General features: G+C 39.8%; 16 protein-coding genes and 1 other annotated feature. Of the genes, 3 read left to right on the top strand and 13 right to left on the bottom strand.

The features are described 5' to 3' along the window. Window positions 1–148: 148 nt before the first annotated feature. The 6 genes from ilvA to V7077_RS12985 all read right to left on the bottom strand — a co-directional run bounded on the left by ilvA (window position 149) and on the right by V7077_RS12985 (window position 6,705). A complete protein-coding gene (gene ilvA / locus V7077_RS12960; protein ID WP_335502121.1) occupies window positions 149–1,414 on the bottom strand; it encodes a threonine ammonia-lyase IlvA in 1,266 nt (421 codons plus the stop codon). A gap of 61 nt (window positions 1,415–1,475) precedes the next feature. Further along, window positions 1,476–1,720: a binding site (T-box leader), on the bottom strand. A gap of 189 nt (window positions 1,721–1,909) precedes the next feature. Beyond that, on the bottom strand, window positions 1,910–2,161 hold the full coding sequence (locus V7077_RS12965) for a hypothetical protein (protein WP_335502123.1): 252 nt from the start codon (window positions 2,159–2,161) through the stop codon (window positions 1,910–1,912). A 421-nt stretch (window positions 2,162–2,582) separates the two neighbouring features. After that, window positions 2,583–3,908 (bottom strand): MDR family MFS transporter, encoded by a 1,326-nt coding sequence (locus V7077_RS12970; protein ID WP_335502125.1) that lies wholly within the window; start codon window positions 3,906–3,908, stop codon window positions 2,583–2,585. A 200-nt stretch (window positions 3,909–4,108) separates the two neighbouring features. Beyond that, window positions 4,109–5,323, bottom strand: coding sequence for an ATP-binding protein (locus V7077_RS12975; protein WP_335502128.1), 1,215 nt, complete (start codon window positions 5,321–5,323; stop codon window positions 4,109–4,111). 167 nt (window positions 5,324–5,490) lie between these two features. Then, window positions 5,491–6,366 (bottom strand): proline-specific peptidase family protein, encoded by an 876-nt coding sequence (locus tag V7077_RS12980; protein ID WP_335502130.1) that lies wholly within the window; start codon window positions 6,364–6,366, stop codon window positions 5,491–5,493. 12 nt (window positions 6,367–6,378) lie between these two features. Next, window positions 6,379–6,705, bottom strand: coding sequence for a hypothetical protein (locus V7077_RS12985; protein WP_335502132.1), 327 nt, complete (start codon window positions 6,703–6,705; stop codon window positions 6,379–6,381). Window positions 6,706–6,815: 110 nt separating this feature from the next. On the opposite strand from V7077_RS12985, the gene V7077_RS12990 reads away from it, so the two are divergent. Continuing rightward, window positions 6,816–7,193, top strand: a complete 378-nt coding sequence (locus V7077_RS12990) for a hypothetical protein (RefSeq protein ID WP_335502134.1) — start codon at window positions 6,816–6,818, stop codon at window positions 7,191–7,193. A 65-nt stretch (window positions 7,194–7,258) separates the two neighbouring features. Then, entirely contained in the window at window positions 7,259–7,405 is a 147-nt protein-coding gene (locus V7077_RS12995) for a hypothetical protein (protein ID WP_335502136.1), read from the top strand. A gap of 43 nt (window positions 7,406–7,448) precedes the next feature. Here V7077_RS12995 and V7077_RS13000 read toward each other — a convergent pair whose 3' ends face one another. From V7077_RS13000 to V7077_RS13030, 7 genes are all read right to left on the bottom strand, one after another. Next, window positions 7,449–8,573: an NADH-dependent flavin oxidoreductase gene (locus tag V7077_RS13000; protein WP_335502138.1), complete on the bottom strand. Its 1,125-nt coding sequence runs from the start codon at window positions 8,571–8,573 to the stop codon at window positions 7,449–7,451. A 15-nt stretch (window positions 8,574–8,588) separates the two neighbouring features. After that, on the bottom strand, window positions 8,589–9,260 hold the full coding sequence (locus V7077_RS13005) for an NAD(P)H-dependent oxidoreductase (RefSeq protein WP_335502140.1): 672 nt from the start codon (window positions 9,258–9,260) through the stop codon (window positions 8,589–8,591). A gap of 179 nt (window positions 9,261–9,439) precedes the next feature. Further along, window positions 9,440–9,580, bottom strand: coding sequence for a hypothetical protein (locus tag V7077_RS13010; RefSeq protein WP_335502142.1), 141 nt, complete (start codon window positions 9,578–9,580; stop codon window positions 9,440–9,442). Between the two features lie 69 nt (window positions 9,581–9,649). Next, window positions 9,650–10,666 (bottom strand): NAD(P)/FAD-dependent oxidoreductase, encoded by a 1,017-nt coding sequence (locus tag V7077_RS13015; RefSeq protein ID WP_335502144.1) that lies wholly within the window; start codon window positions 10,664–10,666, stop codon window positions 9,650–9,652. A 23-nt stretch (window positions 10,667–10,689) separates the two neighbouring features. Beyond that, window positions 10,690–11,514 carry an ABC transporter ATP-binding protein gene (locus tag V7077_RS13020; protein WP_335502147.1) on the bottom strand — a complete coding sequence of 275 codons (825 nt, stop codon included), beginning with the start codon at window positions 11,512–11,514 and terminating at the stop codon, window positions 10,690–10,692. A gap of 13 nt (window positions 11,515–11,527) precedes the next feature. Continuing rightward, window positions 11,528–12,550 carry a FecCD family ABC transporter permease gene (locus V7077_RS13025; protein WP_335502149.1) on the bottom strand — a complete coding sequence of 341 codons (1,023 nt, stop codon included), beginning with the start codon at window positions 12,548–12,550 and terminating at the stop codon, window positions 11,528–11,530. Then, window positions 12,550–13,578: a FecCD family ABC transporter permease gene (locus V7077_RS13030; protein WP_420489646.1), complete on the bottom strand. Its 1,029-nt coding sequence runs from the start codon at window positions 13,576–13,578 to the stop codon at window positions 12,550–12,552. The genes V7077_RS13025 and V7077_RS13030 overlap by 1 nt, the downstream gene beginning before the upstream one ends. 294 nt (window positions 13,579–13,872) lie before the next feature. Here V7077_RS13030 and V7077_RS13035 point away from each other — a divergent pair, with 294 nt between their 5' ends. Continuing rightward, on the top strand, window positions 13,873–14,814 hold the full coding sequence (locus tag V7077_RS13035) for an iron-hydroxamate ABC transporter substrate-binding protein (RefSeq protein WP_335502151.1): 942 nt from the start codon (window positions 13,873–13,875) through the stop codon (window positions 14,812–14,814). Window positions 14,815–14,923: the final 109 nt, after the last annotated feature.

A 14,923-nucleotide genomic window follows, 5' to 3' on the forward strand; every position in this document is an offset into this window, starting at 1 on the left:
CGCTTTCCGCGGGCGTGCCGGGGAGCCTCCTCGGCGCACTTGCGCCTGTGGGGTCTCCCCTGCCCCGTACTCCCGCAGGAGTCTTCGCCGCCTTCCGCTCCAATCAACGTGCTAAAAATTCAAGTATAATCTTTAACAGAGTCTAAAATTAAACTAGCATTTGAAATAAGGTGCTGTCTTTATTCACTTCTCGGTGTAAAAATCCTTTTGCCTTAATCCGGGCAATTAATGGATAGTAATCTTCTTTATCCTTCAATTCAATTCCAACTAGAGCAGGTCCGGTTTCGCGATTATTCTTTTTGGTATATTCAAAATGGCTGATATCATCATTGGGTCCTAAAACGTCAAATAAAAATTCACGCAATGCTCCGGGACGCTGTGGAAATTGAACAATGAAGTAATGCTGAAGACCTTCATAAAGCTTTGATCTTTCTTTTATTTCTTGCATTCTTCCAATATCATTGTTGCCCCCGCTTACGATACAGACAACCGTCTTCCCCTTGATTTGTTCCGCATAAGAATCTAAGGCAGCAACAGAAAGCGCGCCAGTCGGTTCAACCACAATTGCATTCTCATTATAAAGCGATAAAAGAGTCGTACATACTTTTCCTTCAGGAATCACCAAAATATCATCGACCAGTTCTTTGCAAAGATTAAATGTCTTCGTCCCAACTGTTTTAACAGCGGCCCCATCCACAAATGGGTCAATCTCTTGTAATGAAGTTACTTCGCCTTTCAAAATCGATTCCTTCATTCCAGGTGCGCCTAGCGGCTCAACTCCAATTAATTTAGTATGTGGTGAAAAATGCTTTAAATAAGTTCCGCACCCGGCAACTAGACCACCACCGCCAATGGCTGCAAACAAGTAATCAATCTTTTCTGGACAATCAGCGAGCATTTCAACAGCAACGGTTCCTTGACCGGCGATGACATCGAAATCATCAAAAGGATGGATAAACGTACGGTTCTCCGCGACACTGCATTCCATCGCTTTTTCATAGGCATCATCAAAGGTGTCTCCAACCAGAACAATTTCGACACTGTCCTTACCCCAAAACTTCACTTGATTAACCTTTTGCTTGGGTGTGGTGCTTGGCATAAAGATCTTGCCATTAATTTTTAACAAGTGGCAGGAATAGGCGACACCCTGTGCATGGTTCCCGGCACTTGCACAAATAATGCCGTTTGTTAACTCATCTTCATTTAACTTTCTAATCCTGTTATAGGCACCACGGATTTTAAAGGAGCGAACGCTTTGAAGATCTTCCCGCTTCAAGTAGACATGGCAGCCATATCGTTCTGATAATAAGTGGTTGTATTGTAATGGTGTTGGTGAGATGACATCCTTGATCGTATGACTTGCAATGATGATGTCCTCCACATTAAAAGCTTTTTTATCGACTTGTTGATTCATTCTTTCTTCCTCCTCTATAAGTTCACATTCGTTTATAGACAACAAAAAACTCGCCCCTGGTTATAGGGACGAGTGAACTCGCGATACCACCCTACTTCCGCTGCCTGAATTAGACTGCGGCTCTCGATCAACGTACAATCAGCTGTACGTGTTCCAAGTTAACGGTGGACATTCCGGTAAGGCTTACTACTGATTCAGCCATACATCTCGGAGATGATCTTCAGATAGTCCTGTTATCGACTCGCACCAACCGTCGATTCTCTAGAAACAGATAACCTATCTTACTCTTCTCGTCATCAATTCTTATGTAATTTTAGATAAGGTTACCATCGAAAAAAAAGTCTGTCAATGTTTTTTGACTATTTTAACTATTTTGTTTATTTTAAAGCGCTTACATTTAAAATAGTTGATTTTCTACCTAAAAAATGAAATTTTAGCAAACAAAACACTTGGCTTTTTTATCACCAAGCGTATTTCTTGTTTTGTTTTTGTTACTTAGTTCCTATTTTCATCATTTATTATTTCCATCCAACCTTTATACCCGCAAACAGGACAAGTCACCATCCGTTCATACATATTTCTTTTTAGTGCCAATGCAAAACTTGATTTTGATAATTTAAAGGATGAACGGCAATGTGGGCATTCAAAATGGGTATTTTTTGTTCGAACATCAACATATTTATAAGCCAAAATAAAAATTAAACCCATTATAATCAGTGTTTGAATCAATCCTAATAATGGACTCATTGAGTCTTCCCTCCTAAAATGGATTGTCAGCTTAATTCTACTACTTTATTTTTATCGTAGATACAAAATATCCTTAATTATTAACCTTTTGTGAGTAATACCAAAACGCAGTGCAGGAGCCAATTTTTAAAAGTATCCAAATTTTTTTAGCATAAATTTTTAGCACATAAAATCGCCTAAAAACACTCTGTCAATGGCTATTGTACACTGCTAAATTTATGCTAAAATTGGTGCGATTTTTATTATAAAATTTAAGAAAATAGCTTTATATCAATAAAAAAACACCTATCCGTAATATGCGAATAGGTGGTGGCGATTTACTATGCTATTTTTATATTTTGTCCCCTAGAAGAGAACCGGTCACACTGGATTTTGACCGGTCTTTATCAAATGATAATCTGAGGAACAGACCGTTTTCTATCTACTGCTCTCTTTCCACAGCTGTCTTTGCTGGAATTATAAAACTGATTCCAACAGTGACCAAACTTAAAATGAGCGCATAAAGAAACACATGTTTCATCCCAACACTAATACTAACTGCATGGTTAATGATTAACCCCATTATGGTAACCCCAACAGATGTCCCAATGTTCCGCAGGAAAATCTGCAAGGAGGTCGACATTCCTTTTATATGTGCTTCTGCAAACTCCTGCGATGCAATCGTCCCAACTGCGAATAACAAACCGAAGGCAACCCCTTGGACCAGCAAAATAAGAAACAAAACAAGATAAGAAACGTCATTAACAAATAAATAAAGCATCAAACCTGAGATCGACGTGATAAAGCTGCCTACAATAAATAAAGATTTATAGCCAAAACGAATAATCCATTTCCCTGCCGGTGTGCTTCCAAACATCCAGCCGATTGCAATACTTAAGAGGATCAATCCGCTTTTATAAATACTCATATGCTGGCCTTCTTGTAAAAACAATGGAATAAAGTTCGAAGTACCGAAAAAGGATAGGCAGTAAAATAACATAAAAAGATTCGTTCTTAGAATACCTTTATTTTTAAATAGAGAAACCGGTAGAAATGGCTGTTCTTCCTTTCTTTCGACCAACACAAAAACCAGCATCCCAACTAAGCCAATTACAAGATACCAAAACGGCTTGCTGACATTGGTGGACAAAAGTAAAAGTGCAATTGAAATTCCAAATAAGAAAAATCCCTTGTAGTCAATATGTGCTTTCCGAAATTCAGTAGTTTCTTTGTATGGAATTAAACACAAGACCGTAGCAATCCCGATTGGAATATTGATAAAGAAAATCCATCTCCATGTTAACGCTTCTACAAAAAAAGAGCCTAAAATCGGACCGACAACAGAAGAAATGGCCCAAATACTGCTAAAAACGGCTTGGATTTTGCCACGCCTTTCAATCGTAAATAAATCTCCAACAATGATCATCGAAAGAGGAACCATCCCGCCTGCCCCCAGACCTTGAATGCCTCTAAAAACAATTAACATGACCATAGAATTAGCCATACCGCAAAGAATGGAACCAAATGTAAATAGGCCAACCGAAATCATTAAAAGCTTCTTCCGCCCATACATATCGGAAAGTTTTCCGTAAAGCGGCACAGTAATCGTACTGGCTAACATATAGACAGAAAACACCCAGGCAAACAACTCCATTCCACCGAGCTGCTTTACAATGGTTGGGCTTGCCGTTTGCATAATATTCGCATCGAGTGCAGAAATCAAGGTCGTAATGACTAGACCCCAGAAAACATATTTATTTTTATTCATAAAATCCCCGTTAGCCTCCCTTTTTTTGCCAAAGTAAAAATAGGCACATTTATCATTATAGCAAAATATCGATTATTATTATTAGTAAAAAGGACTTAAATTAATAAAAAGAGCCCCATCTAAGGAGCTCTCACATTGCCAAAAAAATCATGTATGTATTTTCAAATCGTTTATCTTGCTTGTCTCGGTAAAGTCTGCATTTATGACGAGACGATTGACGGTAAGCTAATTTCAATTGTTGTCCCTTTATTTACTGTACTTTGAATATCAAGGGTTCCATGATGACTTTCTATGATTTTGTAGCAAGTCATCAGGCCTAGTCCGGTCCCCTTTTCCTTTGTTGTATAAAACGGTTCTCCGAGAGTTGATATTCTTTCTTTGGGAATTCCTACTCCCTCGTCTTTAATTTTGATTGAGAGTTGAGTTTCCCCTTTTTTCCTCATGTAAACCTGAATCGTTCCACCATTGGGCATGGCTTCGATGGCATTTTTAAAAAGATTAAGAAAAACCTGCTTCAATTGATTCTCTTCACAACTAACCTTTGGGAGATGATCGTCGTAGTCGACGGCTATCTCCACATTATTTAAGATCGTTTGGGTACTAATTAAGGTCACAACGTCATTAAGTAAAATCGTTAGGTCGTGATCCAAATATACCGCCGCTGTTGGTTTGGCTAGGAATAGAAACTCACCGACAATGGCATTAATCCGATTAAGTTCTGCTAAGACAATATCAAAGTACTCGTCCTTTATTTGATGTGCCTTAAATAATTGGATGAACCCTTTTATAGAAGTAAGCGGGTTACGAATCTCGTGAGCAATACCAGCAGCCATCTGACCTAATAAGGCCAATTTCTCAGATTTCTGTAACAGGTTTTCCGTTTGTTCCTTTCGAGCGGTAACATCTTTTCCTATCGATAAAATGGCTTCTTTACCACCAAAAGAAATAGATAAGGAGGTGACTTCGAAAAAAAATGTAGATCCGTCCAATCGTTTTGCCTTGTATTCCATCGTATTAACAGCATTTTTCTCTTTTTCTACCTGCTTAAATCGTTCATTAAATCTATCATTATAATCGGGAAGAATAAAATCTAGTAAATTTTCCCCAATCATATCCTCCCTTCGCTTAAAGCCTGCCATCTGTACAGCCGCTAGATTGGCATATAGGAAGCGATGATTCTGGGTAATATAGACAGGTTGCGGCAGGGAATCGATTAATGTTTTATAGCTCTCCTCACTGGCTCTAGCTTTTTTCTCAAAGTAGCGTGCTTTATCATATTGCCATCCGACAAACCAAGCAATCATCGTAAAAATTAAAAAGTCTAGCGTGAAAAAGGGGTGATGATCGGTAAGTTTTTGATAAACGGTAAAAAGGATGGATATTGAAACTAGTATAATTTGCCCGTTTCTTTTCATTTCATACCCTCATGATTTTTATAGTACTAAATTAATCGTTCTAAGTGTGTATATTCGCCAAAAAGTTACACTTTCCTCTTACCTTAGCTAATTTTTTCGAAATTTGTCTAATGCTAAAAAAGCAGCTTGATTCAATCAAGCTGCTCCATGTTACTAACAGGAAATTTCTATTTACGGTCGACCGAGTTTAGAAAATTCGCCATAACTCTGATATACTCTTCTGATTCTTCAATGTAAGCCATATGTGCACTGTTCTCAAACACATGAAACCGTGATTTTGGTGTCAGTTGGCTATAATATTCCGTAGTTTCAGGTGTGGCTTCATCAAATCTGCCGCAGGTATATAAGGTTGGACAGGTAATCTCTTTTAACTGTGAAGTACAGTCAAACTCTTTCAAATTACCTAGAACGGTAAATTCAGATGGGCCCCACATGATGTTATAGACCACTGCATTCCAATATTCCTTAGGTCTCTTCTCAAGCCACTCTGGTTTTTTCTCTAACCGATTAACAAAATGTTTATTAAACACTTCAATCGCTGCTTCAAATTCTTTAGAGTCAGTGGTTCCATTTTCTTCCGAGCGTTTGATTGTCTCTTGTACTTCCAGAGGCAGTTGCTTAAGGTTCCGCCTTTGGTCCTTCTCCCATAAGGGGGCACTGAGACATGGGCTTGAAAAAATAATGCTATTTACTCCTGCGGGCTTTGTTAAAGCGTAGGCAGCGGCAAGTGTGGTCCCCCAGGAATGGCCTAAAATATGTACTTTTTCAAGGTTAAGCGCTGCTCGCACTTGACCTAATTCCTCTACAAATCTCTCAATTCGCCATAAGCTCTCATCCTTTGGCCGTTCAGAGCGGCCACAGCCTAATTGATCATATAATATAACGGGGCGTTCTTTGCTAAGTTCTTTCAATCCTTGTAATGAAAAACAGGATGAACCTGGCCCGCCATGTAAAACAAGTAATGGTATGCCCTGGCCGTTTTCGTCAAATTGTTGATACCAAACCTTTCCTCCAGTTACTTCAATTAAGCCTTCTTGATACATGATAATCTCTCCCTACATGTGTTTGCTGCTCTGCCGATCTTTTGCTTTACCGATAAATAAGCCAATCAACCAGCCCCCTCCGGCAAAGAGAGGATAGAGGATCATGATGGCTATTCCTTTACTGCTATCTTCCCGACTGACATCATAAGTTAACAGTCCACTAATGATCACTCCTATAAAATGACCAAAACCACCATACATTTTAGCATACTGCTTTTTTCGCCAACCAACAATTCCAAATAGAAGACCCACGCCAACAAATAAAAATAGCAAGATCATGTCCTCTAAATAATAATAAATCTGCAAATTACTACCCCCGCCATATATATTTATCTTCATCTTTCTATTCTACAATTAGCTCATTATTCCTTTCCAATATTATGAAAAGGATGGTGAAAAGTGGGGAAAGTTAAAACATATGTATTTCACTATAGAGAGAAGGAACTTACTTGGAAGATAACGTTGTCGAGGTAGTCAGCATTCAAACAAAAAAGAAAATAGAAGAAGAAATATCCGGGATGATTTTTACAAAAAATTTCCGCTCCCCCTCAGCCGAAGAATGGTATATCTTTTTACCAAACTATAAAGATCCACTATCTGGAGGCGCAGCTGGGAAAGCCATTATTCATTACAATCTGCTTGGCACCAAAGAAATTTTTATTAATACAACGATTATTTTTGATGATCCTGCCCTACATCATAAAGACCGTCATCAGCTTGTCTATGGCATCTCGGATGAAATTATCAACCGTTTAGTTGGTTATGCCGACACCTTATTATCGGTCCATGCAGGTGAAAATTCATACAATGCCGAGTACAAACAATGACTTTAAACGTTTCACTGTCATAAACTTAGGATCATTTACAAACGATAAGAATGGAGGTGAAGATTATGGAAAAAAACAATCAACCCAACACGGGAACAACAGACAATGAGGAAATTATGAATAGAGTCAATCAAACATTTGAAAAAATTTCACAGGATGTTAAAGACATGATTAATAGCAATGAGACGGAAAGCGAGAACCAATATTCTTAACGCACTGTTTTTAGGCATCCCAACAAATTGGGATGCCTTTGATTTACTCAATTCCTGGGAACCATCCTGGAGAATGAATAATAGCCTGCCAAAGAGGATCGGGAACGACCAATTCCTGCTGTTTACTTTTATCTATTTTGGTAACAATCTCTGCTTCGCGTCCTTCTTTTACCTTCTGTACCCAATCCGGATCAATGATCAGTTCACGGCCCATGGCAATGAATGGTACACCTGATTGGAATGCCTGCAGCACCTCATCCGCTGTATAGAGGGATCCCACGCCAATGACTGGAACCTTATCACCAACCCGTTCTTGGATTATTTCAATTCTGGAACGCGTATCTTCTACCCCGCGTCTTGGTTTTGACCAAAATTCCTGAAGGGAGACATGAAGATAATCGAGATTTTTATCGGAAAGTGCATCAATTAATTCGAACGTTTCAGCCATCGTTATCCCAGGCGTTTCCGGCTCCTCTGGTGAAAAACGATAACCGATAATAAACGGACCCTTGGCATATTCAGCTGCCACTTTTTTCACTTCATCCACTACCGCTAATGGAAAGGTTAACCGCTTTTCGATACTTCCACCCCAGCGATCGTCACGGCGATTGGTGTGAGGAGAGAAAAATTGCTGAATCAAATAGCCGTTTGCCCCATGAATTTCAACACCATCGTAGCCTGCTTCAATCGCCCGGCGAGTCGTCTCACCAAAATCATGAATAATTGCTTTAATCTCCTGATCCGTTAATTCTTTAGGTACTGGTTTTCCATTTCCTTCAACCGGAACAGGGCTGGCACTAACGATTTCTCCATTCGGAACTAATTCTGGCGGACATTGTCTGCCACCATGAAAAATCTGCAAAACGGCCTTCGCTCCTTGTTCCTTGATGCCTGTAGCAAGCTGCTGTAAACTAGGGATTAACTCATCACGGTCCCCGCCAAATTCACCTTGGAACCCTTTCCCATTGGCTGTTACATAGGTACAGGCGGTCACAACCATCCCTACTCCGCCTGAGCGTCTGGCGTAATAGCTTACTTCTGCATTTGTCACTGTTCCATCGGGATTGGATGAAAAATTTGTCATTGGAGCCATAACAATCCGGTTCTTCACTTCCACTCCACTTGGAAACGTAAACGACTCGAATAAGGGTGCATATTTTGAATTCATTCATTAACCTCCTAATTAAACCCATTTCACGATTTGATTTAGTTCTTTCCTTGTTTTAGGACGTTTCGGGTCTTCCTCACGGTAGCCAAATGCAGCCATTACGGAAACTTCTAATTTTCCGTTTTCTAATAGCCCTTCCTTTTCAAGAATTTCATTTACCGCTTTATAGTCAAATCCTTCGATCGGACAAGAATCAATCCCAATTAGAGCAGCAGTAGTCATCATGTTACCCAATGCTATATAGGTTTGCCGGCAAGACCAATCATATAAGGCACGGTCATTATCGAGCATAGGCAAGTCTGATTCTTGAAAGCTTTTATACCGTGTTTGAGCATTTTTAAGTATCTCCTCCGGCATTTTTTTAACATTTATCATATGGTCGACAACATACTCGGAATTATATCGTACATCTGTCCGAGCAAGAATGACAATAAAGTGGCTGGCGGTAGGCAGCTGGCCTTGGGCCCCCCAGGATACTTCTTTTAATTTTTCCCGGAGCGTCATGTCCTGGACAATTAAAAAGACCCACGGTTCAAAACCGATGGAACTTGGCGACAATCGTCCAGCTTCTAAAATAAGTTGAAAGTCATCCTCGGAAATCTTTGTTTCAGTTTTAAATCTTTTCGTCGCGTGTCTGAAATGGAAAGCATCAAGAATCTCTTGCTTTTTTGTTTCTTTTTCTTCCATAAAGGTATTCTCCTAACAATTAGAAAGTCCGTAAAAAGAAAGTCCTAACAAACAAGGTTAGTTTACCGAATTTGTCCAAGGTACATTCCACTTAAATATATATACCCAGAAATGAAAGAAAAAAGCAGAATATCATGAAAATGACATTCTGCATTCGATTAAGTATCTGTATTGAAGTATTATTGACCCTGAGCCCCATTAGGTGTCACACGTCGAACGTGATCGTCTTCAAAATTATTTTGACGAGCTTTTTCTACTTTATCATTTAAAAGTTTCTTTTGGTCCACTTCTGGTGAAGGTGTATTCTTATCCTTTGACATTGAAAATCCTCCTTCGTTTGACATTCCCCTCTCTTATTTTGCTGACCTTTTCAAAAAATAATCATCGAATTAATTTGTATTTCCTGTCTCTCTTAGGCGGTGGAGCTTAGTATGAGTGGTAGAAAAAATCGGCTTTAATTTTTTTCCCGGCTCTATGTAGGCTTTTGCGCTGTTCACTGCCGTAGGACCTTCAAAGAAACCTCCCGTGATGAGATGCAGTTTATTGGCATATCCTGCAATATCACCTGCTGCAAAGATTCCTTCAATATTCGTTTGCATGGAGTGATCCACTTTGATACTTCCGTTTTCAAATGCTAAACCCCATTGTTTGATTTCACCTAACTCAATGGAAAATCCATGATTTAGAAGAACTGCATCTACAGGAATGTCTATTGTTTCTTCTGTTTTGATATGTTTAACCGTTACACTTTGCAATGCCTCATCACCATGTAAAGCATCAAGAATGTATGGCGTTAAGATGTCAGCCTTTGAGCTTTTCAAGTTGTAAATATTTCTTTCCATTCCGGAAAATTCATCTCGTCGATGAACAACTGTTACCTGTTTCGCAATCGGTAATAATCGGTTTGCCCATTCTACGGCAGAGTTGCCCCCGCCATAAATTAAGACATGTTGGTCCTGAAAAGTTAGGTAATTTTCAAAGGTATGATAGAGGTATTTCCCTTCGTACTTGTCTGCGTTTTGGAGGTCAAGTCCGGAATTTTTAATCGCTCCAAACCCGGTCGCTAAAATTATCGTTTTTGTATGATGCTTCTCACCGTTATGACTTGTTAACAGGAAAGTTCCATCCTCAAGTCTTTCCAATTCCATCACTTGTTGGTTTAATACAATCGTCGGCTGAAAGGTCATTGCTTGTTGTTCTAATTGCCTTATTAAATTCTCCCCTGTTATAGCAGGGATTCCACCTACATCACCAATGACTTTTTCCGGATAAAAATAAGAAACTTTGCCCCCTAGATAGGGAAGATATTCGATAATTTTCGTTTCCATTTCTCTCATTCCGCAATAAAAGGCTGTATATAAACCGACTGGCCCACCGCCAATAATCGTTACATCGAAAAGTTTCATTAAATCCCCATCCATATTCACATTTAAAAGTTTACTGTTTTTTGCTCTGTCATTTTCGTCTCTCTCTTGAGCAGGTCATAGGAAAGGCAGACTGGTTTATTGGTCCTGGGATCTTTCACAATTTCTGCATCAATATGAAAGACCTCTTTTAAAACGTCGTGTGTCATGACCTCTTCTGCTGAACCTTCCTTTACCAATTTCCCTCCACGAAGCGCGACCATATAGTGGGAAAATCGAGCCGCATGGTTTAAGTCATGAATGACCATCACAATCGTTCGTCCTTCTTCTTTGTTTAATTTCTCCAATAGCTGTAAAATTTCAAGCTGATGGGCCATATCCAAGTAGGTTGTGGGTTCATCTAGCAGCAATAATTCCGTTTCCTGAGCTATGGCCATTGCTATCCAAGCACGCTGACGCTGACCTCCTGATAGGGCATCCACGGCATGGTCAGCAAACGAAATCAATCCTGTAACTTCTAAGGCCCAATCAATGACTTTTCGATCCTTTTCAGATAGTCTGCCGAACCCTCCTTGATGGGGAGCACGGCCAAAAGAAATCAATTCATAGACGGTTAACCCGCCTGGCGCTTCCGGGCTCTGCGGAAGTACCGCCATTTTTTTAGCAATCTCCTTAGTTGGAATTTTGTGGATCATCTTTCCATCTAAATAGATTACCCCTGAATTAGCATGATGAACACGAGCTAACGTTTTTAGAATGGTGGATTTTCCACAGCCGTTTGCCCCGATAATCGTTGTAATCTCACCTTTATTTATGTTTAAATTCAAACCATCGACAATAATTTTCTCTCCGTACCCAATTTGAAGTTGTTCGGTTGAAAGTGAAACCATATTTGTTCCTCCTTTATTTTGCTTTCATAAGTAAGTAGATAAAATAGGGAGCGCTGCATATGGCTGTGACAATTCCAACTGGTATCTCGGTCGGAGCTAATAAGTTTTTCCCTATTGCATCGGCAGCTAAAAGAAGCAAGGCACCTAATATAGCCGTAATCGGCAGCATTAGCTGGTGTTTGGGGCCGATAAATTTTCTTGCTATGTGCGGGGCAACTAATCCTAAAAAGGCAATGCCGCCTCCTGCAGCCACACTAAATCCTGCCAATGCAACAGCCACCAATAGCAATATTCTTCGCTCCTTTTCAACTTGTATCCCAAGTCCTGTCGCGACTTGATCGCCGAGATTAAGTACGTTTAGAATATGTGATTTATAAATGGCATATGGGAGCACGATAAGGATTAATGGAGCAATGATGGAAACGAACCTCCAATTGGCCCCCCAGATATCACCTGATAGCCACACGGCGGCCTGCATAAAGTCTTGTGGGTTCATTTTTAGTTGGAAAATCACAATCGCCGCACCAAATCCAGAATTAACCCCAATTCCGACTAGTATAAGACCTACAGGATCAATTCCTTTTTTCCAGGCAATCGAATAAATCAATAATGCCGCAATAATGGCTCCTACCAAAGCAAATAGAGGCATAAGAAATACACCATAGCTTGAAGATACATCGTTCATAGAACCTTGAAAGAAATAGATAAATAGAATAACAGTAAAACCTGCACCAGCATTAATACCTAAAATGCCGGGGTCAGCCAACTCATTTTTAGAAACACCTTGCAGGATAGCTCCTGAAACAGCTAATGCCGCACCTATGATTAAAGACAAAATCATTCTAGGCAGTCTAAAATCAACCAAAACAAGTCGATCGCGGGCTGTACCTTGTCCTATCAGGGTTTTAAAGACATCTATGGGGGCTATTTTTACTACCCCTAAGTTAAGACTTACGATAAATGTAATTATTGTAAGGATGATTAAAATACTTATCGTTAAGATAAATTTTCTCCGTTTTGTGTAAACCTCATGCATTACAGCCCTCTCCTTTCCCCACGTGCAAGGTATAGGAAAAAGGGTACTCCGATAATTGCGGTGATGGCACCGACGGGGGTTTCATATGGAGCGTTTACCATCCTTGAAGCAATATCGGCCATTACTAATAAAAGTCCACCTAAGACGGCGGAAATCGGAATGATCCAGCGGTAATCAGAACCAATAATAAACCGAGAAATATGGGGGATCACTAATCCAATAAACCCAACTGCTCCCGCAACAGATACGGCCGCACCTGTTAAAACAAGAACAACTATCACACCAAGCGTTTTTATTAGGAACGGATTTTGTCCAAGACCTTTCGAAACCTCTTCTCCAAGACTCAAGATCGTAATCGAACGGGAGATGAGCATCGCAAGCACTAATCCAATCAGTCCCGCAATCGACAAGATTTTGATGGATGCCCAGCTAATCGATGTTAACCCGCCAGCATACCAAAAGCTCATATCCTTTGCCACTTGAAAATGTAAAGCAAAGGCACTCGAAATCGCGCTTAGCATTGAGCCAACCGCCACACCGGCAAGTGCCAGTTTAACCGGTGTCAGCCCCCCTTTAGAAAAAGCACCAATCGTAAAAACAAGCGTTACACCTAGCCCTGCACCCACCAACGAAGAAACAGTTAGTCCTAAAAGGGTGACCGCCGGGAAAAAGGAAAGCATCATAACAATGGCAAAAGCGGCCCCATCGGTGACACCCATGATGGAAGGGGATGCAAGCGGATTACGGGTTAATCCCTGCATGACGGCTCCCGAAACCGCAAGTAATGCCCCCACCATCACCGCCCCTATCGCCCTTGGCAGACGGATTTCTTGAATGATTTGGTGAGGGGCAAGCTTTGAGTTATAATGTGTGACTGCTTCCCATACTGTTGCTAGTTGAATATCTGCTGCACCGTATGCGATCGATAATCCAATAAAGAAAATAATGAAAATAATACCTAAAACTAAAACGAATGAACCTGTCAGGGATGTTTTCCGTTTTGTTTCGTGCTGTACAGAATGATTTATGAGGCCACCATGATTCTTGGCATGTTCATTCAAAAGGAACACCCTCTCTTTAAAAACAAGTAAAACTTATTATTCTTTTCAAAACAGTATAATGATAATCATTATCATTAGTATAAAGTGTCNNATAAATGTTTTTCAATATGTACATATTATAAAAAGGACTTCCCAATAATATCCTTCATACATTTTTCGAATATAGAATGCAAAAAATAGCCATTTACTTATTGACTGTTTAGATGAAAATGATTATCATTTGCATTAGTCGACGTAATTCATACATAAGGAGGAAAAATAGTGTTTAAAAAGCGCATAACCATTATATTCACATTACTTACAATTTTATTTTTAGTAAGCGCATGTAGTAATTCTTCAAAGGAAACCAAAAATACCACAAATAAAACGAGCAAAGTTACATTAACGGACGCCAAAGGTGAAGTGGTTATTCCAGCGAATCCTAAGAAAATCATTGCCCCATACCTAGAAGATTCTTTGGTGGCACTCGGGGTAAAGCCCGCTGCCCAATGGTCGATCGGCGATACGGTATTAGATTATCTTCAGCCTGAGTTAAAGGGTGTTCCAAAAATTAGCTGGGATCTCCCTCTAGAGCAAGTAATTAGCAATAATCCTGATTTAATCATCTTCAGCTCCCCTGCTGCGATTCAAAAAGGACAATATGAGGAATATAAAAAAATTGCCCCAACTTATGTTTTTAAGGACGAAATTAGTTCTGACTGGCGTAAACAGCTTACGCAAATGGGTAGGATTTTAAGTAAGCAAGACAAAGCAAAAGAAACGCTTGCCAATTACGATACGAAAGCAGCAGATGCAAAAGCGAAGATTCAAAAGTCGATTGGTGACGAAACCGTTGCTCTTATTTGGGTAATGGCCGATAAGTTTTACCTTATGGAACACAATCGTTTTAGCGCGAACGTAATTTACAATGATCTAGGGCTAAAACAGCCTGACTTCATTAAAAACCTAGGCGATGCGGCAGTTCAATGGGATCCAATCGCTCTTGAGAAATTACCGGAAATTAAGGCAGACCACATTTTCCTTATCAGCAAGAAAGGCGAAGCCGGCCTTGATCTTTTAAGTAAAAGCTCCATCTGGAACGGCCTGGATGCTGTCAAGAATAATCATGTATATGAAATGAACGATCCAACTTTCTGGACGATTAATGGGTTAATTGCTAGTGAAAAAACAATTGATGCCGCCGAGAAAGCACTAATTAAATAATGATTAAAAGAGCAAGTACTATTTTAAGCTTGCTCTTTTTTTTATAAAAATTTGGCTGTGTTAAAGATTATTATTGATTTTTAGCATGTTGGTTGGAGCGGAAGGCGGC

The sequence above is a fragment of the Neobacillus vireti genome, from assembly GCF_036962465.1.
GTDB lineage: Bacteria > Bacillota > Bacilli > Bacillales > Cytobacillaceae > Neobacillus > Neobacillus vireti_B.

What these genes read in the sequence shown, in the direction of transcription:
- ilvA (WP_335502121.1), bottom strand. Translation starts at nt 1,414, where the DNA reads ATGAATCAACAAGTCGATAAAAAAGCTTTTAATGTGGAGGACATCATC.
- V7077_RS12965 (WP_335502123.1), bottom strand. Translation starts at nt 2,161, where the DNA reads ATGAGTCCATTATTAGGATTGATTCAAACACTGATTATAATGGGTTTA.
- V7077_RS12970 (WP_335502125.1), bottom strand. Translation starts at nt 3,908, where the DNA reads ATGAATAAAAATAAATATGTTTTCTGGGGTCTAGTCATTACGACCTTG.
- V7077_RS12975 (WP_335502128.1), bottom strand. Translation starts at nt 5,323, where the DNA reads ATGAAAAGAAACGGGCAAATTATACTAGTTTCAATATCCATCCTTTTT.
- V7077_RS12980 (WP_335502130.1), bottom strand. Translation starts at nt 6,366, where the DNA reads ATGTATCAAGAAGGCTTAATTGAAGTAACTGGAGGAAAGGTTTGGTAT.
- V7077_RS12985 (WP_335502132.1), bottom strand. Translation starts at nt 6,705, where the DNA reads ATGAAGATAAATATATATGGCGGGGGTAGTAATTTGCAGATTTATTAT.
- V7077_RS12995 (WP_335502136.1), top strand. Translation starts at nt 7,259, where the DNA reads ATGGAAAAAAACAATCAACCCAACACGGGAACAACAGACAATGAGGAA.
- V7077_RS13000 (WP_335502138.1), bottom strand. Translation starts at nt 8,573, where the DNA reads ATGAATTCAAAATATGCACCCTTATTCGAGTCGTTTACGTTTCCAAGT.
- V7077_RS13005 (WP_335502140.1), bottom strand. Translation starts at nt 9,260, where the DNA reads ATGGAAGAAAAAGAAACAAAAAAGCAAGAGATTCTTGATGCTTTCCAT.
- V7077_RS13010 (WP_335502142.1), bottom strand. Translation starts at nt 9,580, where the DNA reads ATGTCAAAGGATAAGAATACACCTTCACCAGAAGTGGACCAAAAGAAA.
- V7077_RS13015 (WP_335502144.1), bottom strand. Translation starts at nt 10,666, where the DNA reads ATGAAACTTTTCGATGTAACGATTATTGGCGGTGGGCCAGTCGGTTTA.
- V7077_RS13020 (WP_335502147.1), bottom strand. Translation starts at nt 11,514, where the DNA reads ATGGTTTCACTTTCAACCGAACAACTTCAAATTGGGTACGGAGAGAAA.
- V7077_RS13025 (WP_335502149.1), bottom strand. Translation starts at nt 12,550, where the DNA reads ATGCATGAGGTTTACACAAAACGGAGAAAATTTATCTTAACGATAAGT.